Source organism: Staphylococcus sp. AtDRG32, from assembly GCF_004365845.1.
Taxonomy (GTDB): Bacteria; Bacillota; Bacilli; order Staphylococcales; family Staphylococcaceae; genus Staphylococcus; species Staphylococcus hominis.
On the sequence record NZ_SODE01000011.1, the window covers coordinates 13,948 to 38,145 of the forward strand.

Here is a 24,198-nt window from a genome sequence, read left to right on the forward strand (position 1 = left end):
CTATCTTCCTTTCTTTATGCGATACAGTTTATCGCCGAATGGTAAGTGTTTTAATTCTTTATATCCTAAAATATTCATATACATAACAAGTAATAGGAATATGAGACCCCCTATTCCTACTATAATTAACAACTCAATTAGACTGCCTAAACGGCCTACAGGAGGTAATAGCATTCGCAACCCCTGTATGACTACTGACATTATAATGAGCGCACTCATCAATTTAACAATAAACGCGCGCATGCGATTAAAACGATAATATTTAACGACCTCATAATGTAAAATAGTAACAAATATTATTAGCGAAAGCACTGTGCTTATACTTGCGCCTAAAATTCCCATAAAGTAAATGAAAATCACATTAAAGATAATCTTAAATAGTAGTCCTGACATCACACCAATAAAAATAGGTCGAATTTGATTCATCACTTGTAAAAGTGCGATGTCCATCATGATAAGCGATACACCAATTACAGTAAGCGTATAAATACTAAGCGTGAAGCTTAATTGGTCTGTTTTGAAAAATACATGGTTCATCATCGGTAGTATATTAATAAGACCTATACCTGCTGCTACACTAATGAGTAGTGTAATTTTTAAAGATGCATTTGTATAACGATTCATAAGAACTTGATTATGATCAGAAATGGCATCTGTAAGTAATGGAATTAGGACAAAGCTAAATGTAGTAGTCACTATTAAACCTATTTGAATAAATGAAGCGCCTCTATCATAGATTCCTTTTTGCATAATAGCTTCTCTAAATCCTAAACCATATGTTTGTAGCATATGAACGACTGTAAAACTATCTATAAATTGCCATAAAATAACTAATAATTGACTTAATGCAAATACGAGGGTCGCAAGTATTAGCTGTTTCCAAGGAATAGGATATGAATGCTGGTTTAATTGTAATCGAAAAGGTCTTGTTGCTAATAAATATAGACTAGAACCTAAAAAGCCAAGAGCTGAAGCTAATATTGCAAGTGCTCCAGCTTGATAAATGGTCCACTCTTTAAACATAAACATTAAAATAGCTATGATAATAACACACACACGAATACATTGTTCTATTACTTGTGAAATAGCTGGGATATTCATTTGTTGTCTACTTTGATAAAAGCCTCTAATCACACCCAGAATTCCTATAAACAAATAGCTAAGACTTGCCATTTTTAACATTGGTGCTAAATGAGCATCTCCCATTAATAGTGCTAATGGATGGGATAATACTAAAATCACACTAAAAATAATAAGACCTATCATTTGAAATCTTAGAAGTGTTTTTGAAAATACTTCAGTTCCACTGTGACTTCCAAATACTTGAGTGACAGCACTAGGAATTGCATTCATTGATAATATCATACCTAGCGCTACAATAGGATAAATTTGTTGATAAGCATATAATCCAGAGTCACCTAAAATATTTTGATATGGAACTCGATAAATTGCACTTAATACTTTAACAATGACTAAAGCAAGCGTTAAAATCACTACGCCATTAAATGCTGAATGTTGTCGTGAATTCTTAGAAGAAGAGGAAACTTCAGATGACGATTTATAATTCGTACTCAAGTTCCATACTTCCTTCAAGACATTTTACTAAGAATTTTAAGTTGTCTAACCACTGTTTGGATTTTGTTAGAGTAATATGCATTTTACCTTCTTTAACACCCAACTTCATTGTTCGTCCTAAAGGTTGGGTTTGTTTAAATAATTCTTCACCATTTATCTGTTCTGTACCTTTAGTTGAAAGGAATACTTCAATTTGTTTTCCTTTATCTTTAATCAATGTCACGCCTGCATGTAAAGCATGTATTTTAATCTCTACCATTTCTAATAAACGTTCTACTTCTACAGGATAATCATTGAAGCGATCAAGTAATTCATCTTTCACATCAAAAAGCTGTTCTTCATTTTCAACTTTACGCAATTTCTTATAAATTTCTATTTTAGCTTGTTCATTTTGAATATACTCTGCTGGTAAATAAGCATCTAAGTGTAATTCCATTTCAACATCTGGTGCATCAGGCACTTCTTCTGTAATACCACGTTTTTCGTTTACCGCTTCTTCTAACATTTGAGAATACAAATCAAAACCTACTGAATCAATGAATCCATGTTGTTGCTTACCTAATAAATTACCAGCTCCACGTATATTTAAATCACGCATGGCAATTTTAAATCCTGAACCTAATTCAGTGAATTCTTTAATCGCTTGTAAACGTTCTTCAGCTGTTTCTGTTAATACTTTATTAGTAGAATGTAAGAAGTAAGCATATCCAATACGACTGGAACGTCCTACTCTACCACGTAATTGGTAAAGTTGACTTAAACCAAAACGATCCGCTTCTTCTATGATTAATGTGTTCGCATTAGGAACATCGACACCTGTTTCTATAATGGTTGTTGTAACTAAAATGTCATACTCTCCATTAATAAAACTCAACATGGTTTCTTCCAAATCTCGCTCTGTCATCTGTCCATGAGCAACGGCAATATTTGCTTCTGGCATCAACATTTGTAACTGTTCACGCTTTTCATAAATAGACTGTACTTTATTGTAAAGGTAGAACACTTGCCCATCGCGAGAAAGTTCACGTTCTAAAGCTTCTTTAATAAAATTACTATTTTGCTCTAATACATAGGTTTGTACAGGGAAGCGGTTTTCTGGGGGTGTTTCGATGACAGATAAGTCACGTACGCCAAGCATGCTCATATGCAATGTTCTTGGAATTGGCGTAGCTGTAAGTGTCAATACATCTACATTTGTTTTCAATGTTTTAATACGTTCTTTATGACGTACGCCAAAACGTTGTTCTTCATCGACAATAAGTAATCCCAAATCTTTATATTGAATGTCTTTACTCAATAGTTTATGTGTTCCAACAACGATATCAACGTATCCAGATTTCAGACCTTCTTTAGTCTCTCTAACTTCTTTAGCAGTACGGAATCGACTAATCAACTGAATTTCTACTGGAAAATCTTGCATCCGTTCAATTAATGTTTCGTAGTGTTGTTGCGCTAGAATCGTTGTAGGCACTAAAAAGGCAACTTGCTTGCCTTCCATGACAGCTTTAAAGGCCGCGCGTACAGCAACTTCAGTTTTTCCGTAACCTACGTCTCCACATAATAAGCGATCCATTGGACGTTCTTTTTCCATATCTTCTTTAATTTCTTCAATAGATTTAGCTTGATCTGGTGTAAGTTCATATGGGAAATCCATTTCGAAATCATGTTGCTCAGCCGTATCTTCACCATATTGATAACCTACTGACATTTCTCGTTCTTTGTATAGTGCAATAAGTTCATCTGCGATATCTTCAACACTTTGTTGTACTTTGGCTTTCGTTTTTTTCCATTCTGAGCCGCCTAGTTTATTTAATTTAGGCGATTTATCTTCTGAAGCAACATATTTTTGTACTTGATCCATTTGATCAACAGGTACAAAAAGTTGATCGGTTCCTTTATATTGTAATTTAATATAATCTCTATGGACGTCTCCAACTTCTAGTGTTTCAACACCTAAATAACGTCCTACACCATGGTGCACATGGACAACATAATCTCCAACATTTAAATCTTGATAAGATTTAATTTTTTCAGCATTAGAAATTGTTTTAGTCCGTTTTCGTTGTTTTTTCTGTTTTGTTTTAAATAATTCTCGTTCCGTAATTACAACAAGTTGCATATAAGGTAGTTCGAAACCTTCTGATAGGCTACCTTCTGTTACAATTGCTTGTCCACTTTCAATCTCTGAGTGAATATTTGTAACAGTAGGAATATGCATTTCATTAAGCATCGATTGAATACGCTCAACTTTCGTTTCAGTTTCTACAAGTACTACAATAGTGTAATTATTGCTTACATAACGTTGAAATTCTGAACGCATAATGTCATATTGTCCATAAAATTGTTGCACTGGCTTACATGAAAATTTAATAATATGTTGCAACTTCACTGGCATAGAGGATGTGAATAATGTGAAATATGTGACTGGATAATGATTGATTAACGTTTCAAACCCATCATATTCCATAAATGACTGTCCAATAAACCCGTTACCACTTTCAATTAAATTCTGGATAAAATCATCTACTTCAGTAGTCAATGTCTTTTCAGTTTCTTTAATACGATTATATTCATCAACTACTACAATGACATCTTTTTGGAAATAATCGATTAGTGTAGAAGGTGTGTCATACATAAAAGCAACTAGACGGCGAAGTAATTGATGATCAAAGAAAGTGGATTCAAATAATTTAAAACTTTCATATGTTTCTTTCAAATCATTTCGTACAGATTTATCAATTTTAGGACGTGTTTGTTCATATGCTTTTTGTAATTCTGTTTGAAGATGATTAATCACATCTTCTGTAATAATATAATCACTCGCTGTAGTGATATCTACCTTTTCAACATTATCATTTGAACGTTGTGTTTCTACATCAAAGTCTCGAATCGAGTCGACTTCAGTGTCAAACAATTCAATTCTAACTGGTTGACCGATAAGGGGGTAAATATCAATGATGCCGCCTCGTAGAGAAAACTCACCAATGTGAGAAACGACACTCTCACGTCGATATCCCATGTTTACTAGTTTATTTAAAAATTCATCCACATCGATATCATCGCCAACTTCTAAAGTCATTTGATGATGTTTCCACAATTCTACTGGAGTTAACCATTTTTTCAAACCATTTAAAGGAACGATAAATAACCCTTTCTTATCATGAGATAATGCCGTTAAAGTTCTAACACGTTCACTCATAAGTTGTGGGCTTTGAGTTGAAAATTCTTCTGTCATAATATCTTGGACTGGATATTTATAAACTTCAGAATGATCAATGTATTGCAATATATCAGTTTCTAATTTATCTGCTTGATATAAATTATTTGTGATTAATAGCATTTGCTTATCATCATTCAAGTATTTTTCAGCAATAATGGTTGCTTTGGCTGAGGGAGATAAACCTGTAACTAAAATATTTTGGTTGCCAAAGACTTCGTCAAGTTCCTGGAATCGTTTGTCATTTTGAATATAGTCAGAAATAATCGTTCTCAATTGACTTCTCCATTATATTCATTCATAACATGATCGAAACGAGACGTCTCAATAAATGCTTCCACTGCTTGTGCAGCATGTTCAATTACTTTTTCCATTGTCATCATTTCTTCATTAGAAAATTTTTGTAATACATAATCTGGAACTGACATACCATTCGTTGGTCTCCCTACTCCAATACGAATACGTTTAAATTGATCTGTACCTAAATGTTTAATAATCGATTTCATTCCATTATGTCCACCTGCACTTCCTTTTTGACGTAGACGAATATCCCCTTGAGATAAATCCATATCATCGTATAAAACGATTAAATCTTCAACTTCTACATTATAGTAATCCATTAAAGGTCCTACAGCTTCTCCTGATAAATTCATCATAGTCATTGGCTCGATAAATAGCACTTTATCCCCATTTAAACGTTCAATAGTATAAGCGCCTTTGAATTTTTGTTTATCTAATGTAAATTGATTTTTATCTAAAATATAGTCAATCACTTCAAAGCCAATATTGTGTCTTGTTCGTTCAAAACGTTTACCTATATTACCAAGACCCACAATACATTTCATACGTTGCAACCTCCATTGTGTTCATCTTTTTGATTGATTTGAACATTTAATTTAATATGTGTCGATTACTCCTTATTTTATAATATTACTCAATATAATACAAAAAGAGAGTAGGAAAGAAATTCAATGATTTCGTAACCCACTCTTTTATAAGTTATCAAACTTCAACTTTTATTTTAACATTCATTTTTTAAATGTCCGATATACATAAGAAAAAGCCTTCTACATATGAAAATGTATCAGGCTCTTTCTATCAATTTAATTAAAGACATTCTCACTTAAAGTGAATACATAGTCATCAACGAATTATTCTTCGTCTTTATTTTCTTCGTCTTCTTTGTCTTCTTTGTCTTCACCAGCTACTTCAGGTTCTTCAGTTGCTGATTCACCTTCCATTGCTTCAATTTCTTCTTCAGAAGGTTCATCAGTTGGAGGAACTACTGTAACAACAGATTCTTCTGGATCGTTTTCAATTGTGAAATCACCAGATACTTTAATATCCCCAACTGAATAGCTATCATTTATTTGTAAATCAGTGATATCTACTTCAATTGATTCTGGGATATTTTCTGGAGTTGCTGTAATTTGTAAATCAAATAATGGTTGTTCAACTACGCCGCCTTCTTTAGCGCCAACTGCTTCACCAACTAATTGAACTGGTACATCAACAGTACGTTCTTCAGTCATGTTAATAGCTAAGAAGTCGATATGAGTAATTTGGTTTTTAAGTGGATCAAATTGATAATCTGATACCATAACTTTAATTGTTTTAGAACCAACGCCTAAATCAATAACACCGTTACGTCCAACTTCACGGATGACTTTGATGAATTCAACTTCATCTACTTTAACTGAAGTGTTTTTAGTACCATAACCATAAACAACAGCAGGTACTTTACCTGTATTACGTAATTTTTTAAGGTCAGAACGAGTTTGTTTGCCTTGACGAATGATTGACTTTAATGAAGCCATTCGTATTTCCACCTTTCATTTTCAAGTTGAAACAATAATAATATATTGTCTTAACTTCTCCTCACTTGCCCATCAATTTAAACATTGCTTGCAAGTGTTTATTTATTCGTTAAATCACGAACGAATAAATTATACATGGTTAAAAATAATAAGTCAAATTCATTTGTAAATTTTAGTCAAATAATACACTTACTGACTCACGTTCATATACACGAACAATAGCTTGTGCGATTAAACCAGCTACAGATAATTCTTTGATGTTTGATGGTTTTTGACTATCGTCAAGTAAGATTGAATTTGTAACAATAAGTTCTTTAATCGCTGAATTTTCAATACGTTCTTTTGCAGGACCTGAGAGTACAGGATGTGTACAACAAGCATATACATCTTTCGCACCTTTATCTTTTAATGCTTGAGCAGCTAAAGTAATTGTTCCTGCCGTATCAATAATGTCATCGATAATAATAGCTGTACGTCCTTCAATTTCACCAACGATGTTCATCACTTCTGCCACATTTGGTTTAGGACGACGTTTATCAATAATAGCAATCGGAGTTTTTAAAATGTCTGCTAATTTACGTGCGCGTGTTACCCCGCCATGATCAGGAGATACAACAACACATTCTTCTGGGTTGATGTTAGGATCATTTTCAAAATATTGTCCAATAATCGGTACGCCCATTAAGTGATCGATTGGAATATCGAAGAAACCTTGAATTTGTGGTGCATGTAAGTCTAAAGCAATCATACGATTTGCACCAGCAGTTTCAATTAAATTTGCTACTAATTTTGCAGTAATTGGTTCACGACTACGTGCTTTTCTATCTTGGCGCGCATAACCATAATAAGGAACAACAATATTAATATTTGCTGCAGAGGCACGTTTACATGCGTCAATCATAATTAATAATTCCATTAAATGTAAGTTAACTGGATAAGATGTCGGTTGAATGATAAATACATCACAACCACGAATACTTTCTTCAATATTAATTTGAATTTCACCGTCACTGAAGCGTTTAACAGAACATTTCCCTAATTCGATTCCTACACGATCAGCAACCTCTTGTGCTAATGGTTCATTTCCCTTTAAAGAAAAAATCTTTAAAGACGAATTTTTGTACTCATTATTTAACATTTATAGTCCTCCAATTTTTTACTTAGACAATACTATTATATAAAAATTATAGCATTTTTACTATATTCCACTAAAAACTGACCAATAATATGTTTATTACGTATCATTCAACTTAGCATAATAGTAATACATTCAAAATTTTATATTTATATATTCATTTATTCCCTTTAACAGAAAAATGACACAGTCTTTTTGTTCTTATATTAATCTTTATTTTTTATTGTAACCTTCTTTGGTTACTTGACGTGCACGTGCTAATGCTAAGCTTTCTTTAGGTATGTCATCTGTAATTGTCGATCCTGCTGCAATTAAAGCGCCATCTCCTACTGTTACAGGAGCAATCAAATTCGTGTTACAACCAATGAAAGCATCTTTTCCAATGACTGTTTTAAATTTATTGACTCCATCATAATTAACAGTGATTGAACCACAACCAATATTTGTACGTTCACCAACTTCCGCATCGCCAATATAACTTAAGTGTGATACTTTTGCACCATCTTTTAATTCTGCTTTCTTAACTTCTACAAAGTTACCTACTTTAACTTCAGTACCTAGATTTGAACCAGGTCTTAATTGAGCAAACGGACCAATTTTTGTCTTATTTCCTACACTAGAATCATTGATGACTGATTGTATAATATTAACTTTGTTGCCAATACGACTGTTGTTAATTTCTGAATATTGGCCAACGTGTGTATCTTCACCGATGAATGTTTTTCCATTGATACGTACGCCTGGTTCAATAACAGTATCCATACCTATCTCTACATCTGAACCTATAAATGTAGTATTGGGATCAATGATTGTAACACCATTTCTCATATGATGATGATTAATACGGTGTTGCAACGCTTTTTCAGCATGACTTAACATGATTCGATCATTTACACCCATAATTTCATCAAAGTCATCAGTATGATACACTTCTGCTTTGCCATTATCTTCTAAAATTAAAGTAACGACGTCGGGTAAATAATATTCACCCTGTGCATTATCATTTTTAACTTGTTTAAGTTTTTCGAATAACGTTTTATTATCAAATGCAAATATACCTGAGCTGATTTCATTGATGTCTTTTTGAGCATTTGTTGCATCTTTTTCTTCTACAATACGATTAAGACGATGATTTTGATCACGTACGATTCGCCCATACCCGAAAGGCGTCTGAGCTGTAGCCGATAAAACAGTGACTTGTGCTTGTGTTTCTTCATGGTGTGCAATTAAACGTTGTAAAGTTTCTGAAGTAATAAGTGGTGTATCTCCACATACCACTAATGTTGTACCTTCTTGAGTATGTAAATGTTCTTCTGCCATTTTAACAGCATGTGCAGTTCCTAATTGTTCATTTTGATAACTATATAATGACTGATTACCTAATGTATCTTTTACTTGTTCTGCTCCGTGACCTACAATAGTGACGATTTGATTTACGCCCGCTTTTTTAACATTTGTCAGTACATGTTCAACCATTGGTTTACCAGCAACCTCATGTAACACTTTATATTTCTTTGATTTCATTCGTGTTCCTTTTCCAGCTGCTAATATGATTGCATTTCTTTGCATGAATAATAATCCTCCAATAAAATTTGCATTTCACAAGTAATTATAATTTAACTTAACTTATAGTTTCAAGATTTAACAAATTTTGTAAACAGAGTTTAATTATTTGCATCATGCATCTAATTTTTAAAAAATATCGATAAAACAATAAAAATGGGCACGAAACAAAATTCAAGTTTGAATTTAGAGTTTCGTACCCACGTCATTTAGCTTACATAATTAATAAAATAAGCATTATCAAAAATATGATTTGCTTTTTGTTATTTTAAGCTTCGTCTGATTCTTCTGTTACGTCTGATGAAGCATTTTTATCTGGAATCACTTCGTCAGTTTCATCATATACTTTCATCACAGCATCCTGTATTTCTTGTCTCATTTCTGAATTGATTGGATGTGCGATATCGCGGAATTCACCATCTGGTGTACGTTTGCTTGGCATAGCAACGAAAAGACCTGAGTTGCCTTCGATTACGCGTAAATCATGAATTACAAAAGCTTCGTCTAATGTGATAGAAACGAGTGCTTTCATTCTGCCATCTGTTTGTATTTTTCTAAGTCTTACATCTGTCACTTTCATGCAGTGAGCCCCCCTAGTATATATATCTTTGTGTGGTTAGAAGCATGACAATGTGTTAATTAAGTAAATTATATTCCTTTAACTTTACCTACTAATTCAATTTCAACTTTAACGTCTTTTGGTAAGCGAGACACTTCTACGCAACTTCGCGCAGGTTGATGCTCATTAAAGTAGCTACCATAAACTTCATTAATTTGTTGAAATTCATTCATATCAGAAATAAAAATAGTTGCTTTTACAACAGAGTTTAAATCAGAACCTGCTTCTTCAAGTACAACAGATAAATTTTCTAATACTTGTTTTGTTTGTTCTTTGACATCGCTACTTACGATGTTTCCTTCAGTATCTAATGGAATTTGTCCTGATGTGAATACTAAATTATTCACGACCATTGCATGAGAATATGGTCCTAACGCTTCAGGTGCTTTATTAGTATTAATTGTTTTCATGGTGTATAACTCCTTTTAAGAAAATTTAGACAAGATATTACCAGGTTCAACTTTAAATTCTTGATTATATTCGTCAACATCTGATAATTTGACTAAAGAAGTATAATCCTTAATCAATCTTTGTTTTACTTCTTTTGATTCTACTAGTACAGATACCCCTTTCACCTCTGCTTTAAACTCATTCATAAGATTCATTACACCATTTATTGAACCGCCTGCTCTCATAAAGTCATCTACAACTAACACATTTGAGTTTTCGGCTAATGTGCGTTTCGATAAGACCATCGTTTCAATTTTTCTTGATGAGCCTGAAACATAGTTAATGGAAACCGTAGAACCTTCAGTAACTTTATTGTCTTTTCTAATAACTACTACAGGTAAATTTAATACGTTTGCTACTGCATTGGCAAGTGATATCCCTTTCGTTGCGATCGTCACTACTGCATCTAGTTTCTCATCCATGTAAATACTAGCAATGAGTTTCCCTACTTTATTAAGTAATGATGGGTTCCCAACTAAATCCGATAAAAATAAATATCCACCTGGTAATAAGCGCTCTTTTTCTTGTAGCATCGTAATGATTTCTTCTATAATTTCGATTGCTTCTTCTTTGCTCATCATTGGTTTATAAGTTACACCGCCGCTTGCGCCAGCTGTTGTAATTACAGTTCCTAATTTTTCTTTTTGGAACGTATTTTTGATGATTTGAACGTCTTCACTAATCGATGACTTTGCTTGTTTAAATTTTTTCACGAAAAAAGTTAATGGAATTAACTGATTTGGATGGTTCATTAAATATTGTGTCATAAAGACAATACGTTCACTTCTTTTATACCTCATAAGTTCCAGCCTTTCTATCCTAATAATCTTACTAAATACACTTCGTTACAACAGCCATTTACAGCATTATATACTTTCTTTGCTTGGCTCTCCTTTTGAGCGAATGCATATACAGTAGGTCCACTCCCACTCATTAGTGCTCCATCAGCACCACAACGCAACATATTATTTTTAATTTTTTTAATTTCTGGATACATGGACATAGAAACGGTTTCTAAACGATTAGATAAACTCTTACACAATTTCATATAATCCCCCTGTCTAATCGCTTCTTCACACATTTCTGTATGTACATCATAATCATCTTTCAAATTAAGTTCTTTAAAAATATCTGGAGAAGATATTCCAAGATTAGGTTTTGCTAATACCACCCATGCAGAAGGAGGCTTGTCTAGAAATTTAATTTTTTCGCCTCTTCCTTCACATATAGCAGTTTTATTATAGATGCAAAATGGAACATCTGTCCCAATTTGAAGGCCTAATTGGCTTAGTGTTTCTAAAGATGCGTCTAATTCATATAAACGATTAATTCCTCGCATCGTAGCAGCAGCATCAGCTGATCCCCCAGCTAATCCAGCAGAAACCGGAATATCTTTATCAATCGAAATCGTGACGCCTTGTTTAAGTTGATATGTTTCCATCATCAGTTTAGCTGCTTGGTAGGCGAGATTTTTATGATCATTAGTAACATAGTTATGTTCTATATCTACAACAATTTTATTATCATTTCTTTTCTGAAAAGACAATCTATCATTCAGATCTACTGTTGTCATTATCATAGCAATTTCATGGTAACCATCATTTCTTTTGAAAAGTGTATCGAGCGTCAAATTAATTTTGGCTGGTGCCGTTTCATATATCATTTTTCCGCCCTCTCTTCATCAATAGTATTAAAATGATTTTAACATAAAGACTTAAAATATTTGATAGTTACATTATAAATTATAATTAAAAGTTAATAAATCAGGAGATAAATGATCTTAATTTCAACTGCAAATCTTGATTTATTTAAATTATTATTTTATTAAAAGGGATTAAGAACTAAAAAGAGTGTTGAACTTAAACAGCCCAACACCCAATATGTTTTTAATGATAGAGTTTGTAGTACACTAAACAACTCTATATTTATATGTTCGAATTTAGTGTGCAACTACTTCTTGATGATTATCTTCTTCAAATGAAACTTGTACGTTCTCTGTAAGAACATCCGTATATGTATACGACACTCTTTCAAAATTATGCTTATCTTGATCTAATTCAACAATAAATACTGAAGGATATGTCTCTTTTAACACTCCACAACGTTCGATTGTTTTTTTTCGACCACCGTTGGCTTTAAGTACAATACGATTTCCTAAATGACAATCAATAGAATTTTTGATGTCCAAAATTGATTTTGGCATATTGCTCCACCTCGCTACAGATTACATAATATCACATTTCGAAGTAATATGTCAAATAAAATTTAAATTTTATCAAGGTAATGACACTTTGTCAATAATTTAATTTTCTAATTCTGGGAAATTTTTCTTTTCTTCATACAATCGTGCAAAATCTTGTATAGAAAGGGTTTCTCCACGACGTTTAGGATCAATATTTGCATTTTCTAACCATTGATGAATTTGTGATTTATATTTTTTACCATCTTTAAAGAAATTCTGATAGTTATTATTAATCGTTTTACGTCTTTGAGCAAAAGCAGCTTTTGCAAGTTTAAAGAAAGCTTGTTCATCATCTACTGAAACAAGAGGCTTCTCTCTTTGCATCAATTTTACAACAATCGAGTCAACATTTGGTGGCGGCATAAACACTGATTTAGGGACAGTGAGTACTTTACTCGTTTCTGTATAGTATTGAGTCACAATAGATAAAGAACCATATGCTTTTGTACCTACTTCTGCATTTAAACGCTCTCCAACTTCTTTTTGCATCATCACTACATAACCATCAATGGGGATATCTTGTTGCATTAAATTAAGTAAAATCGGAGTCGTAATATAGTAGGGTAAATTCGCTACTACCATAATTTTATCGCAGTCATTTAAATACATGTTCACAGCGGTAGCTATATCAGCTTTTAATATATCTTCATTTATAATTGTTACATTGTCATAGGGATGAAGTGTTTCTTTTAAAACTGGAATTAAACGTTGATCGATTTCAAATGACAACACTTTTTTAGCACTTTTAGCGAGTTGCTCTGTTAATGATCCCATACCAGGACCCACTTCAATTATGCCTGTCGACTTATCAATATGACTTGCATCAATAATTTTATGAATAATATTAACATCTACTAAGAAATTTTGACCTAAGCTTTTCTTAAAATTAAAGTCAAATTGATTTAATAGTTCTTTTGTTCTAGAAGGTGTAGCTATATCTTTTCTATCCATCTTTACTTATTCTCCTTATCTATTGATAATGCACGTCGTACGTCTTCTTCAGTATAACCAAAAGCATTTAATTTTTTTAGTAATTGTTTGCCATTAGAATGTCCAATATGCAATTTACGTCCAAGTATTTCTCTCTTACGTCTCGCATCTTTACCAATAATTAAACCTAAATCAATTAATACACTTTTATCTATCGACTCTTCTCCTTCTTCAAAAGGAGAACTCACATGCATTAAGGCTGTCTTTATATCGTCAGGATGTGTATGTTCTATCCCAATTTTTCCACGCTTATTTTTCGCTTTTTCACGATCGACATAGGCATGTTTAACTCCCGGTACGTGTTCAGTAATAATATTTCTAATTCTATCACCTGGAAAGTCAGGATCAGTTAATACAATCACGCCTCTTGTTTCTTGAGCATTCTGAATCACTGCCAACGTTTCTCTATTAATGGCACTTCCATTTGTTTCAATCGTATCACATTCCACAGCTGTCTTAACTCGTTCTGTGTCATCTCTGCCTTCGACAACGATAAATTCATTTATTCTCATATTCATTTACCATTACCTTTCACTTAATCTCATTTCTATTATAACGGTTATACTATAAAAAAAATGAGAAAGATGCACATATTATCGTCATTCACTATTAGATAGCATTACGATAGATGATGTTTTACATCTTTCTCATACTGAGGATTATTAATTTAAATTAAATAATCTTTCTGCATTTTCTGTAGTTTGACGGCATACCTCTTCGTATGTCATATCACGTAAATCTGCAATTTGTTGTGCAACAAGCGTGACACGTTCAGGTTCATTACGTTTTCCTCTATAAGGATGTGGAGATAAATAAGGTGCATCTGTTTCAACTAATAAACGATCCATTGGAACATGTTTAGCGACCTCTTTAGGCTGTTTTGCATTTTTGAATGTGACTGGTCCGCCTAATGAAACATAGAAATTAAGTTTATTAATAACGACATCTGCAATTTCAGGTGATGCACTAAAACTATGCATAATACCTCCAACTTCTTCTGCATGTTCTTCCATTAAAATATCTACACAATCTTGAGTTGCTTCACGATTATGAATGACAATAGGTAACTTAACGCGTTTAGCTAAAGCAATTTGCTTTCTAAACACTTCTTTTTGAACATCAGCTGGAGATTTATCCCAATGATAATCTAATCCCATTTCTCCAATACCGATAATTTTAGGATGCTGAGCTAATGATTCAATCCATTCTAAACGTTCTTCAGTAAAATCTATTGCATCTACAGGATGCCAACCGATAATACCATAAATAAAATCATATTTATCAATAAGTTCCATAGTACGTTCAATTGTCTTAGTATCAAATCCTACGACAAACATACGGTCAACGCCCGCTTCTCTTGCACGAGATATCACTTCACTTAAATCTTCATCATATTGTTCGTCATTTAAATGAACATGTGTATCTATTAACATTTTATCTCTCCTAACGGCTATATTTATTTTATAATTGCACCATTTGGAATTGCACTCGGTAAGCTTACTAACGTTAATACTTTATCTTTTTCAGCTGATAATATCATACCTTCAGATTTGTGCCCCATTAATTTTGCTGGCTTTAGGTTAGTTACAACAGCCACTTTTTTGCCAATAATATCTTCTGAACGATAGAATTTCGCAATACCTGAAACAATCTGACGTTGTTCTGCTCCTAAATCAACTTGTATTTTTAATAATTTATCTGATTTCGGTACATTTTCTGCATCAATAACAGTTGCAGCTTTAATTTCAACTTTATCAAAATCTTTAATATCAATTTGCGATTTACTTGGTACTTCTTCTTTATCATCTTCACTAGATTTAGGTGGTTGCATTGATTCTTTAATAAATGCAATTTCATCCTCTGAATCTAATCTTGGGAAGATTGGAGAAGGTTTTTCAGTAACCATAATTGGTTCTTGTAATGCACCATAATGCTCTAAACTTGATAATTCGTATAAATCTGAATTATTAATATTCAATTGTTTAAAAATTTCTTTAGGCGCATGTGTTAAGAATGGACGCAATAATACAGTTGCAAAACGAATATTTTCAACTAAGTGTGCCATTACATTTCCTAACATATCTTTTTGACTTTCATCTTTAGCTAAAACCCATGGAGTGGTTTCATCGATGTATTTATTTGTTCGACTTATTAACTTCCAAACTGTAGATAATGCTACTGAGAATTGGAAACTTTCCATATTGTCATGGAAATTCTTCACAGTTTCAAGTGCTAATGCTTCCATATCTTCATCCAATTCATGTTTTGGTCCTTGGTATGCAGGGAGCTCTCCTTGGAAATATTTATTAATCATAGAAATCGTACGGTTAACTAAGTTACCTAAATCATTTGCTAAGTCGAAATTAGTACGTTCAACAAATGCCTCCGGAGTAAATACTCCGTCAGATCCGAATGGTAATTCACGCATTAAGTAATAGCGTGTAGCATCTAAGCCATAACGATCAATGAGAACATTAGGATCTACTACATTACCTTTAGATTTACTCATTTTTCCATCTTTCATTAAAATCCATCCGTGCGCGAATACTTTTTTCGGTAAAGGTAAATCAAGAGCCATAAGTAAGATAGGCCAAATAATAGAATGGAAACGAACAATTTCTTTTGCCATTAAGTGTACATCTGCTGGCCAATATTTTTGGAATAATGAATCATCATCTGATAAATATCCAAGAGAAGAAATATAGTTTACTAAAGCATCAATCCATACATAAACTACATGTTTAGGGTTAGATGGAACTCTTACCCCCCAATCAAATGACGTACGTGAAACTGCTAAGTCTTCTAATCCTGGTTTAATAAAGTTATTAATCATTTCATTTTTTCTAGATGGAGGTTGAATAAAATCAGGATTCGCATCGTAAAATTCTAATAAACGATCTGTATATTTATTAATATTAAAGAAATAACTTTCTTCTTTAACTAATTCAACTTCATGTCCAGAATCTGGACTTTTTCCGCCTGCGATTTTACCATTTTCGTAAACAGGGTCTACAAGTTGAGATTCAGTATAATACGTTTCATCAGGAACAGAATACCATCCCTCATATTCACCAAGATAAATATCACCTTGTTTTAATAAACGTTCAAATACTTTTTCTACCACTTGTTTATGACGTTCTTCTGTAGTTCTAATAAAATCATCATTTGAGATTTCCAATTTAGCCCATAAGCGTTTGATTCCAGCAATCATTTCATCTAAATACTCTAATTCTGTTTTTCCTGCTTTTTGCGCTTTTTCTTGGATTTTCTGACCATGTTCGTCTGTACCTGTAAGGTAACGAACATCATATCCTTGCATGCGTTTATATCGTGCAATTACATCACCAGCAACTGTAGAATATGCGTGACCAATATGCAGATTACCACTAGGATAATAAATAGGGGTTGTAATATAAAATGTTTCTTTCGCCATCAGTAGTCCTCCCTTTCGTTCATGTCTTAATGACTAGTTCACTTTAAATTTTATCTAAATTTTTAATTATTTTCTAATGAATGTTTAATATAACGTTTGTCATAAAACAGCTATCTTATTCATTATAACCCATATAGAATATACATTATCGTATCTTATTAACATTACCATAAATTAATATTTTATGGTATTTTTCTATCACTATGATACAAGATTTTATCAATTTTACGATTTAATATTATGATAAATATCATAAATCTCACTTGTTTTCATCTGTCGTTCTTCTGCTACTACTTTTATTGCTTTCTTAGGTTTTAAATTTTGAGTCTCAATATAATGATTAACATGATCTATAATCGTTACATCTTCAAACCATTGTTTTGTTTCTTGAGCTTTGGCACCCTCAATTAAAATCACAAATTCTCCCTTTTGTGGAATCTCTTGATTTTCAATCGCTTCTAATAATTGTGATACTTCAAGCATAACAATTTGTTCAAATTTTTTAGTAAGTTCACGACCTACTGCTACACGTCTTTTTGAATCTACTTTAATAATCGCTTTTAGGGTATCAATCACTCTAAATGGAGACTCATAGATAATTAAAGTACTATCTTGATACATTCGTTGAGATAAAATATTCACTTTTTCCTTTTCTTTTCGTGGCAAGAAGCCTAAAAAAGTATATGTAAATGAAGGTAAACCACTTGCCATTAGTGCAGTTAATCCTGCATTAGGTCCTGGAATAGTTTCTACAGCAATGTTATGTTTATGTGCTTCAACAACAAGTTCATATCCTGGATCGCTAATTAACGGCAACCCTGCATCTGATACAAGCGCAATATTATTTTCTTCTTTAAGTAATTGAATTAAATAATCTGTCTGCTGTTCTTTATTATGTTCATGATATGATTTTAATAGAGTGGTAATATCATAGTGGTTACATAACTTTTTAGTTACTCTCGTATCTTCACATGCAATGATATCTACTTGCTTTAATGTTTCAATTGCTCGAAATGTAATGTCACCTAAATTACCTATAGGTGTCCCTACTAAGTATAAAGTTGCCATATTATCCCTCCTCAATCAATTTTAATTTTCTTTGTCTTGTAAATGTCTTAATTTCATATTCTCTGTGTAAAGCTTCTGATTTTGTCTCGTACATTTCTTGATATACTAACACTACCGGACGTCTTGTTTTTGTATATTTAGCACCTTTCCCAGCATTGTGTTTATTGATACGTACCTCAATATTATTCGTATACCCGGTGTATAAACTGTTATCACTGCAACGTACGATATATACAAAGTGATTACCCATAATAAACCTCTTTCATTTGCTCACTATATTCGCCATTTTCATTATAAATATAAAATGGTGGGGCAATCTCTAGACCTTGATTACCATTTTTTCTTCCTTCAACAACAATAGTGACTGCTGATTTACCATGCTTACTATAAATAAATACAATACGTTTAGGTTCAATATTAGCTTGTCTCATTTCAGTTAATACATCCATAAGTCGTTCAGCACGATGAACCATAACTAGACGTCCACCCTGTTTTAATAAATGTCGTGCTGCAAACATGCAATCTTCTAAACTACACATAATTTCATGTCGTGCTATTTTATGTGCTTCTTTTTGGTGTTGATGAAGTTGATTCTGTTTAAAGTAAGGTGGGTTACAGGTTATTAATGTAAACTGAGAGGGTTTAAATGTTTGATACACATCTTTTAAATCCATATTATGCATAGATAAACGCTCTTCTAATTGATTATATTTAAAGCTTCGTTGAGCCATGTCTGCCAACTGTTCTTGGATTTCAATACTTTCTATTTTTTGATGACTTTTTGCAGCTAATAATAAAGCAATAACACCATTTCCGGCACACAAGTCTAGAATGCTATCATTTTTTCGTACTTTAGTAAAATGTGCTAATAAAAGTGCATCAGTAGAAAAAGAAAACACCTCATCATTTTGAATGATCTTTAAGTTCTCCTTAATTAAATCATCTAATCTTTCTTGTTCCTTCAACATATATGTTATCTCCTAAAAAAGAGATGTATCACAACACAAAATCTGAAATTTTATTGTGTTGAAATTCATCTCTCCTAAAAATTAAGATTATACCATCCGCTTATCATTCTCCGTTATGGATTTAACTATTTAAAACATTCATGCATAATAAACAATCTTCACCATAACGATGTTTACCAAATAATTCACCATTACAAATATGAAAACCTTCACTATACAAAACAGCCAAATTGTCTTTACTTGGTAAAGGTTTTTTTACATTTTTAATTGCACTTTTAAAGTCATTTTCATTTGATTTTTTATTATGTGGACTTTCACTATTGGCTTTTGTTGATTCAACATCTTGTTCACTTTTAGCCATTAGCGCTTTTAAATTATCGTTCTCTACTTGTAACGTTACATTTTCTTCTATCAATTGAATAGCTAAAGATTTAAGTTCAGTCATCTCTTGAGTTAATACATTAACGTTACTTTCTAATTTTACGATTTTTTCGAATAAATCATTGCGATTCAAAAGAAAGACACTCTCCTTAATTAAATGTAGATAATTCCTCCATTTTGTATTCTAAAGGTTGCTCTAAACCATCAATCTTCACTTGCATCGAAATATCTAATATATTTAATCCTACAACTTTTCCAGTACCTTCCGGTGTATGAATTTCATCGCCTACATCAGGTAATTGTGCACGAGCTTCTTCATAATAATCATTTTCATATTTAAGACAACACATTAAACGTCCACATGCACCAGAAATCTTAGTTGGATTTAATGATAAATTTTGATCTTTTGCCATTTTGATAGATACCGGTTGAAAATCTCCTAAAAATGTTGAACAACATAATGAACGTCCACATGGTCCAATTCCACCTAGTAGTTTTGCTTCATCACGAACGCCAATTTGTCTAAGTTCAATACGTGTTCTTAAATTTTGAGCTAATACTTTCACTAACTTTCTAAAATCGATACGATCATCAGCAGTAAAATTAAAAATGACTTTCGATTTATCTAAAGTATACTCACAATTCACTAAGCGCATATCTAAGTCTTGATCTTTCACTAACTGTTTACATAAAATTAGTGCTTGCTCTGCATCTTTTTCATTTTGTTTGTATTGTTGTATATCTTCTTCAGTTGCAATACGTAGAATATCTTTTAACGGTAATGTCACATCTTCATCATTTACACATTTTGAAGTCAACTTTACTATACCTATTTCAATGCCTCGCTTAGATTCAACTACAACCCAATCTTCACTATCTAATTTTAAATCATTCGGTGCATAATATTCCAATTTACCTGCTTTTTGAAATTGCACACCTACTACATTTGGCATTTAACTCACACCTTTAATTACGATTTGTTCAAATACGAGCATCGGATTCACATTCTGTATCAATTTTTTATGTGCTTCTATAATTTGATCATACATTAATATCATTTGATTAAGTGTTAATCGTGTTGTGTATTCCTTAATGAGTGGTTTAAGATCAGTAAAAATGAAATTATCCTCAATCCCAACTTTAGCATGCATCATATCTTCAAAAAAAGCATTGATAACAGACAAAGTAAGAAGTTGTAGTTTTCGATTTTTAGCATTTTTTAACACATCAATCACACTAATCAAGGCCATTGGTTTATTTGTTAATAATAATTCACACCAATGAACGATTACTTTTCTTAATTCAATTAAATCATACTCTTCATTAAGGTCTTTGGCTACCTCAATTTGTGTCGTATATGAACTTAACATTTCAGCAATAGCCCGATTAATACCATTATCGACAAGTTTATCGATAAAATGCGATGTGTCACTTGGTTTAAAATACATATGTTGACATCTAGAGTGAATCGTATTTAATATTTGTTCTGGTTTAGTAGAAATTAAAATTGCAATAGTATTTTCTGGAGGTTCCTCTAAAAATTTTAAGATACTATTTTCACCTTGAACAGTTAACTTTTCAAAGTCCTCTATGATATAAACTTTATATGTACCTTCAATAGGTAATTGGTTCATTTGGCGTACAAGTTGTTCAATTTGTTCTTTTTTTATAGTAGATTCTTCAGAGGATATATATGTAAAATCAGGATGATTAAAATTACGCAATTTTAATTCACATTGTTCATTTCCATTACAAAGAATAAGTTGTGCAAATTCCATCGCTACATGTTTCATTGATTGTGCATCATCACCTTCAAATAAATAGGCATGTGATAATTTATTCGAATGAAAAGCATTAGCTAATTTTTGTAATTCCTCCATATTTGCATACTCCCTATTCATCGTTCATTTTAAAATTATATCATTAAATTTTTCAGTCGCATTTATCATTCAGCAATTAATTATAATGTATATGATAAAGAGCCGATAACATAAAAATATGTTTCAGGCTCTTTGAAAATTATCTTTTAAAACTTTATTTAATTTTAAATTAAGTTTAGAATCTGTGGAATTTTTCTACTGGCATTACAAATACTGTAGCGCCTCCAACTTCAACTTCAACAGGATAAGGTATGTAAGAGTCTGCACTACCACCCATTGGCGTCATTGGTGAAACAAGTTGATCTCTATTACCACACGTATTATCAATGACGGTTAACGCTTCATCAACACGTTCATCATCTACACCACATAAGAATGTTGTATTTCCTGCTCTTAAGAATCCACCAGTTGTTGCTAGTTTAGTAGCTCTAAAATTATTTTTTACGAGTTGGTCTGAAAGTTCTTGACTATCTTGATCTTGAACGATCGCTATAATCATTTTCATTTTAATACACCTCTCTATATTATTATATCATAAGTTTTTTAAGTAACTTAAAATGATCTCATACGTATCACTTATGACGCTTTCGATGCTTTGTGTAGCATCAACTACTTTAAAACGCTCAGGATTAGTTTTAATTAATGTTTTATACCCCTCAATTACTTTTTGATGAAAAGTTAGTGTTTCTTTGTCTAATCGATTCTGACTTCTTTGATTTTTTAGTATTCGTTCTCTCCCCACTTCAGCATCAATATCAAGATAAATTGTTAAGTCTGGATAAAGTCCATTAATTGCAAATTCATTTATTTTTTTAACTTCTTCTATACCTATACCCCGTGCATACCCTTGATATGCTAAAGAACTGTCAATATATCGATCACATAAGACTACTTTATTATTTTTTAAAGCGGGTATCACTTTTTCAACCAAATGTTCTCTTCTAGATGCTGCAAATAACAATGCTTCTGTACGTATATCAATATTTTCACCATCTAGTAAGATATTACGTATTTCTTCCCCTGTAGATACTCCACCTGGTTCTCGAGTAGAAATAACATTATAATTTTCAGATAACAACTTATTAATCTGATTTAACACTGTAGTTTTCCCAGAACCTTCAGGCCCTTCAAACGTTATAAATGCAGCCATATTATTCATCCTTAACTAATATTTTATCGTTTTTAATACCTTCAACACGTACACTATGTGAAAGATAATATTGCATCAATTTTATCATATTTTTAGTCACTTTTTCTCCTTTCCAAAACACAGGAATTCCAGGAGGATAAGGCACAATATGTTGAGCTAATACTTTATCTTGTGCTTTATTAATATTTATCCAATATGCATGATTAATATATTTTGATACATAAACACTTTTCTCTAGCGGCAATAAAACCGGCTCTAGCTTTTCTTTTGCTTTTTTAGGTAATTGTATAGTTTTTATTCTATGCAGTAATGTTTCGAAAGGATATCTATCATTAAAATGCCATAATGGTAAGACAATGAGTATTTGATAATCATCAGCTAATTCAATATAAATATGATTCTTTTCAAAATAACGTTGTACTTCAAAACCCGTATGCCCATTTGCTCGAACAATAAGCTTTAATGGATCCTCGACTTCAATAACTTCAAAATGCTGTTGTCTTAACGTTTCAATAAATTGTTTTCTTTTTTCGAAAAAGAGACTACTGTCATAGGAGTTATAAAATTGATGCGCTAATTCAATGCTCGACATTACTAAATAAGATGGACTAGAAGTTTGAAAAATACCTAAATATTTAATAACTTCATCTTTCAAAGGTGCATTTTTATGAATAAATAATACTGATCCCATAGTAAGTGTAGGCAAAGTTTTGTGATACGATTGAACAACATAGTCAGCTTCCGATTCTAAAGCTGATTTAGGAAAGTGTTTCAAATTAAAATGGGCACCATGAGCCTCATCAATTAAAACAGGTATATTGTAATCGTGAAATTGTTTAACACACTGATTGATATCAAAGCATTCTCCATAATAATTTGGATAAGTAACTACAGCGAGTTTTTGATGTCGTAACATTTTAGTATCTATCAAAGGTGCTAAATACTGGTAACTTTTATCACTTCTATACATAGGCAAAATATCTGCAGATTGTTGAGTTAAATCTAAAGCATTAAAAACTGATTTATGTACATTACGGCTAATTAAATAACGACCTTTTATATGAGCAAATGCTTGTATAACTGATAAAATGCCTGCAGTTGTACCATTAACTAAATAATAAGCATCATAATTGGGATGCTTATTCACACGATTCATACTTTCTAAAATAGTATCTTCTGGATGATGTAAATCATCTAGACCCGTAATTTCAGTCATATCCATTTTCAAAGATAATGCATCTAAATAACCGATAGTCATATTTTTATGTCCTGGAACATGTAATGAGATAGCATGATGACGAATTAAATCATCAAGTTTTTGAGTGATAGGTAATTTCAATTAAGTCCTCTCCTCATATACCTTTAAATATCTCCTATTTTAATAGATAATTCAAAAAAATAAAAGGAACGCTAAAATTTCTGTTGCTTGATTTCTTCTCGATTCATTAGCTCCAAACACTTTCTATAAATTTCGACATAAAAAAAGAGACCTCACGGTCTCAATATCGGCTCATCGCATCCATACAATGATTTGCCTGGCAACGTCCTACTCTAGCGGAACGTCAGTCCAACTACCATCGGCGCTAAGGAGCTTAACTTCTGTGTTCGGCATGGGAACAGGTGTGACCTCCTTGCCATTGTCACCAGACAAGTGAATGATTATACATTCAAAACTAGATAGTAAGTAAAGATTTGCGTCACAAAACTTGA

Annotated in this window: 24 protein-coding genes and 1 rRNA gene; all 25 read right to left on the minus strand. The window is 32.2% G+C overall.

The window, feature by feature from the left end; translation table 11 throughout:
- Positions 1 to 1,575, minus strand: a complete 1,575-nt coding sequence (locus BDW25_RS10505; protein WP_087437167.1) for a polysaccharide biosynthesis protein — start codon at positions 1,573 to 1,575, stop codon at positions 1 to 3.
- Positions 1,559 to 5,068: a transcription-repair coupling factor gene (gene mfd / locus BDW25_RS10510; RefSeq protein ID WP_133945555.1), complete on the minus strand. Its 3,510-nt coding sequence runs from the start codon at positions 5,066 to 5,068 to the stop codon at positions 1,559 to 1,561. Before mfd ends, BDW25_RS10505 begins: the two co-directional genes overlap by 17 nt.
- Positions 5,065 to 5,637, minus strand: coding sequence for an aminoacyl-tRNA hydrolase (gene pth / locus BDW25_RS10515; RefSeq protein WP_133945557.1), 573 nt, complete (start codon positions 5,635 to 5,637; stop codon positions 5,065 to 5,067). The genes mfd and pth overlap by 4 nt, the downstream gene beginning before the upstream one ends.
- Positions 5,638 to 5,943: 306 nt before the next feature.
- The gene (locus BDW25_RS10520) at positions 5,944 to 6,609 is read right to left on the minus strand and encodes a 50S ribosomal protein L25/general stress protein Ctc (RefSeq protein WP_002455842.1); all 666 of its coding nucleotides are present in this window, start codon (positions 6,607 to 6,609) and stop codon (positions 5,944 to 5,946) included.
- A gap of 172 nt (positions 6,610 to 6,781) precedes the next feature.
- Positions 6,782 to 7,747 (minus strand): ribose-phosphate diphosphokinase, encoded by a 966-nt coding sequence (locus tag BDW25_RS10525; RefSeq protein WP_002449951.1) that lies wholly within the window; start codon positions 7,745 to 7,747, stop codon positions 6,782 to 6,784.
- Between the two features lie 210 nt (positions 7,748 to 7,957).
- Positions 7,958 to 9,313 carry a bifunctional UDP-N-acetylglucosamine diphosphorylase/glucosamine-1-phosphate N-acetyltransferase GlmU gene (gene glmU, locus BDW25_RS10530; protein ID WP_133945560.1) on the minus strand — a complete coding sequence of 452 codons (1,356 nt, stop codon included), beginning with the start codon at positions 9,311 to 9,313 and terminating at the stop codon, positions 7,958 to 7,960.
- Positions 9,314 to 9,575: 262 nt separating this feature from the next.
- Positions 9,576 to 9,887, minus strand: coding sequence for a septation regulator SpoVG (spoVG, locus tag BDW25_RS10535; protein ID WP_002449945.1), 312 nt, complete (start codon positions 9,885 to 9,887; stop codon positions 9,576 to 9,578).
- Positions 9,888 to 9,955: 68 nt separating this feature from the next.
- Positions 9,956 to 10,336 carry a RidA family protein gene (locus tag BDW25_RS10540; protein ID WP_002449962.1) on the minus strand — a complete coding sequence of 127 codons (381 nt, stop codon included), beginning with the start codon at positions 10,334 to 10,336 and terminating at the stop codon, positions 9,956 to 9,958.
- A gap of 15 nt (positions 10,337 to 10,351) precedes the next feature.
- Entirely contained in the window at positions 10,352 to 11,176 is an 825-nt protein-coding gene (purR, locus tag BDW25_RS10545; RefSeq protein WP_077700220.1) for a pur operon repressor, read from the minus strand.
- 14 nt (positions 11,177 to 11,190) lie between these two features.
- The gene (gene ispE, locus BDW25_RS10550) at positions 11,191 to 12,039 is read right to left on the minus strand and encodes a 4-(cytidine 5'-diphospho)-2-C-methyl-D-erythritol kinase (RefSeq protein ID WP_002455844.1); all 849 of its coding nucleotides are present in this window, start codon (positions 12,037 to 12,039) and stop codon (positions 11,191 to 11,193) included.
- A gap of 276 nt (positions 12,040 to 12,315) precedes the next feature.
- Complete coding sequence (gene veg, locus BDW25_RS10555; protein WP_002449940.1) at positions 12,316 to 12,579, minus strand: biofilm formation stimulator Veg; 264 nt, start codon at positions 12,577 to 12,579, stop codon at positions 12,316 to 12,318.
- Between the two features lie 99 nt (positions 12,580 to 12,678).
- Positions 12,679 to 13,569: a 16S rRNA (adenine(1518)-N(6)/adenine(1519)-N(6))-dimethyltransferase RsmA gene (rsmA, locus tag BDW25_RS10560; RefSeq protein ID WP_002455845.1), complete on the minus strand. Its 891-nt coding sequence runs from the start codon at positions 13,567 to 13,569 to the stop codon at positions 12,679 to 12,681.
- A gap of 2 nt (positions 13,570 to 13,571) precedes the next feature.
- Positions 13,572 to 14,120, minus strand: a complete 549-nt coding sequence (gene rnmV, locus BDW25_RS10565) for a ribonuclease M5 (RefSeq protein WP_133945566.1) — start codon at positions 14,118 to 14,120, stop codon at positions 13,572 to 13,574.
- A 150-nt stretch (positions 14,121 to 14,270) separates the two neighbouring features.
- Positions 14,271 to 15,041, minus strand: a complete 771-nt coding sequence (locus tag BDW25_RS10570; protein ID WP_049432106.1) for a TatD family hydrolase — start codon at positions 15,039 to 15,041, stop codon at positions 14,271 to 14,273.
- Positions 15,042 to 15,064: 23 nt separating this feature from the next.
- Positions 15,065 to 17,041: a methionine--tRNA ligase gene (gene metG / locus BDW25_RS10575; RefSeq protein WP_002449967.1), complete on the minus strand. Its 1,977-nt coding sequence runs from the start codon at positions 17,039 to 17,041 to the stop codon at positions 15,065 to 15,067.
- Between the two features lie 225 nt (positions 17,042 to 17,266).
- The gene (rsmI, locus tag BDW25_RS10580; protein ID WP_002455848.1) at positions 17,267 to 18,109 is read right to left on the minus strand and encodes a 16S rRNA (cytidine(1402)-2'-O)-methyltransferase; all 843 of its coding nucleotides are present in this window, start codon (positions 18,107 to 18,109) and stop codon (positions 17,267 to 17,269) included.
- Between the two features lies 1 nt (position 18,110).
- Complete coding sequence (locus BDW25_RS10585; protein ID WP_133945563.1) at positions 18,111 to 18,359, minus strand: GIY-YIG nuclease family protein; 249 nt, start codon at positions 18,357 to 18,359, stop codon at positions 18,111 to 18,113.
- Positions 18,352 to 19,077 carry a tRNA1(Val) (adenine(37)-N6)-methyltransferase gene (locus BDW25_RS10590; RefSeq protein ID WP_002449973.1) on the minus strand — a complete coding sequence of 242 codons (726 nt, stop codon included), beginning with the start codon at positions 19,075 to 19,077 and terminating at the stop codon, positions 18,352 to 18,354. Before BDW25_RS10590 ends, BDW25_RS10585 begins: the two co-directional genes overlap by 8 nt.
- A 121-nt stretch (positions 19,078 to 19,198) precedes the next feature.
- Positions 19,199 to 19,591 carry a DNA replication initiation control protein YabA gene (gene yabA, locus BDW25_RS10595; protein ID WP_002455850.1) on the minus strand — a complete coding sequence of 131 codons (393 nt, stop codon included), beginning with the start codon at positions 19,589 to 19,591 and terminating at the stop codon, positions 19,199 to 19,201.
- Positions 19,592 to 19,607: 16 nt separating this feature from the next.
- Positions 19,608 to 20,411 (minus strand): PSP1 domain-containing protein, encoded by an 804-nt coding sequence (locus tag BDW25_RS10600; RefSeq protein WP_002449968.1) that lies wholly within the window; start codon positions 20,409 to 20,411, stop codon positions 19,608 to 19,610.
- A complete protein-coding gene (locus BDW25_RS10605) occupies positions 20,412 to 21,338 on the minus strand; it encodes a DNA polymerase III subunit delta' C-terminal domain-containing protein (RefSeq protein ID WP_002449942.1) in 927 nt (308 codons plus the stop codon).
- A 175-nt stretch (positions 21,339 to 21,513) separates the two neighbouring features.
- Complete coding sequence (locus BDW25_RS10610) at positions 21,514 to 21,843, minus strand: cyclic-di-AMP receptor (protein WP_002455851.1); 330 nt, start codon at positions 21,841 to 21,843, stop codon at positions 21,514 to 21,516.
- A 27-nt stretch (positions 21,844 to 21,870) separates the two neighbouring features.
- Positions 21,871 to 22,488: a dTMP kinase gene (gene tmk / locus BDW25_RS10615; RefSeq protein WP_002488165.1), complete on the minus strand. Its 618-nt coding sequence runs from the start codon at positions 22,486 to 22,488 to the stop codon at positions 21,871 to 21,873.
- A 1-nt stretch (position 22,489) separates the two neighbouring features.
- Positions 22,490 to 23,827: an aminotransferase class V-fold PLP-dependent enzyme gene (locus BDW25_RS10620; RefSeq protein ID WP_049382117.1), complete on the minus strand. Its 1,338-nt coding sequence runs from the start codon at positions 23,825 to 23,827 to the stop codon at positions 22,490 to 22,492.
- Between the two features lie 194 nt (positions 23,828 to 24,021).
- Positions 24,022 to 24,136, minus strand: a 5S ribosomal RNA gene (gene rrf, locus BDW25_RS10625).
- Positions 24,137 to 24,198 lie beyond the last annotated feature (62 nt).

Coding starts and splice junctions, on each gene's coding strand:
- pth (WP_133945557.1), bottom strand. CDS start 5,637: ATGAAATGTATTGTGGGTCTTGGTAATATAGGTAAACGTTTTGAACGA.
- BDW25_RS10520 (WP_002455842.1), bottom strand. CDS start 6,609: ATGGCTTCATTAAAGTCAATCATTCGTCAAGGCAAACAAACTCGTTCT.
- BDW25_RS10525 (WP_002449951.1), bottom strand. CDS start 7,747: ATGTTAAATAATGAGTACAAAAATTCGTCTTTAAAGATTTTTTCTTTA.
- glmU (WP_133945560.1), bottom strand. CDS start 9,313: ATGCAAAGAAATGCAATCATATTAGCAGCTGGAAAAGGAACACGAATG.
- spoVG (WP_002449945.1), bottom strand. CDS start 9,887: ATGAAAGTGACAGATGTAAGACTTAGAAAAATACAAACAGATGGCAGA.
- BDW25_RS10540 (WP_002449962.1), bottom strand. CDS start 10,336: ATGAAAACAATTAATACTAATAAAGCACCTGAAGCGTTAGGACCATAT.
- purR (WP_077700220.1), bottom strand. CDS start 11,176: ATGAGGTATAAAAGAAGTGAACGTATTGTCTTTATGACACAATATTTA.
- ispE (WP_002455844.1), bottom strand. CDS start 12,039: ATGATATATGAAACGGCACCAGCCAAAATTAATTTGACGCTCGATACA.
- veg (WP_002449940.1), bottom strand. CDS start 12,579: ATGCCAAAATCAATTTTGGACATCAAAAATTCTATTGATTGTCATTTA.
- rsmA (WP_002455845.1), bottom strand. CDS start 13,569: ATGGATAGAAAAGATATAGCTACACCTTCTAGAACAAAAGAACTATTA.
- rnmV (WP_133945566.1), bottom strand. CDS start 14,120: ATGAGAATAAATGAATTTATCGTTGTCGAAGGCAGAGATGACACAGAA.
- BDW25_RS10570 (WP_049432106.1), bottom strand. CDS start 15,041: ATGTTAATAGATACACATGTTCATTTAAATGACGAACAATATGATGAA.
- metG (WP_002449967.1), bottom strand. CDS start 17,041: ATGGCGAAAGAAACATTTTATATTACAACCCCTATTTATTATCCTAGT.
- rsmI (WP_002455848.1), bottom strand. CDS start 18,109: ATGGCAACTTTATACTTAGTAGGGACACCTATAGGTAATTTAGGTGAC.
- BDW25_RS10585 (WP_133945563.1), bottom strand. CDS start 18,359: ATGGGTAATCACTTTGTATATATCGTACGTTGCAGTGATAACAGTTTA.
- BDW25_RS10590 (WP_002449973.1), bottom strand. CDS start 19,077: ATGTTGAAGGAACAAGAAAGATTAGATGATTTAATTAAGGAGAACTTA.
- BDW25_RS10600 (WP_002449968.1), bottom strand. CDS start 20,411: ATGCCAAATGTAGTAGGTGTGCAATTTCAAAAAGCAGGTAAATTGGAA.
- BDW25_RS10605 (WP_002449942.1), bottom strand. CDS start 21,338: ATGGAGGAATTACAAAAATTAGCTAATGCTTTTCATTCGAATAAATTA.
- BDW25_RS10610 (WP_002455851.1), bottom strand. CDS start 21,843: ATGAAAATGATTATAGCGATCGTTCAAGATCAAGATAGTCAAGAACTT.
- tmk (WP_002488165.1), bottom strand. CDS start 22,488: ATGGCTGCATTTATAACGTTTGAAGGGCCTGAAGGTTCTGGGAAAACT.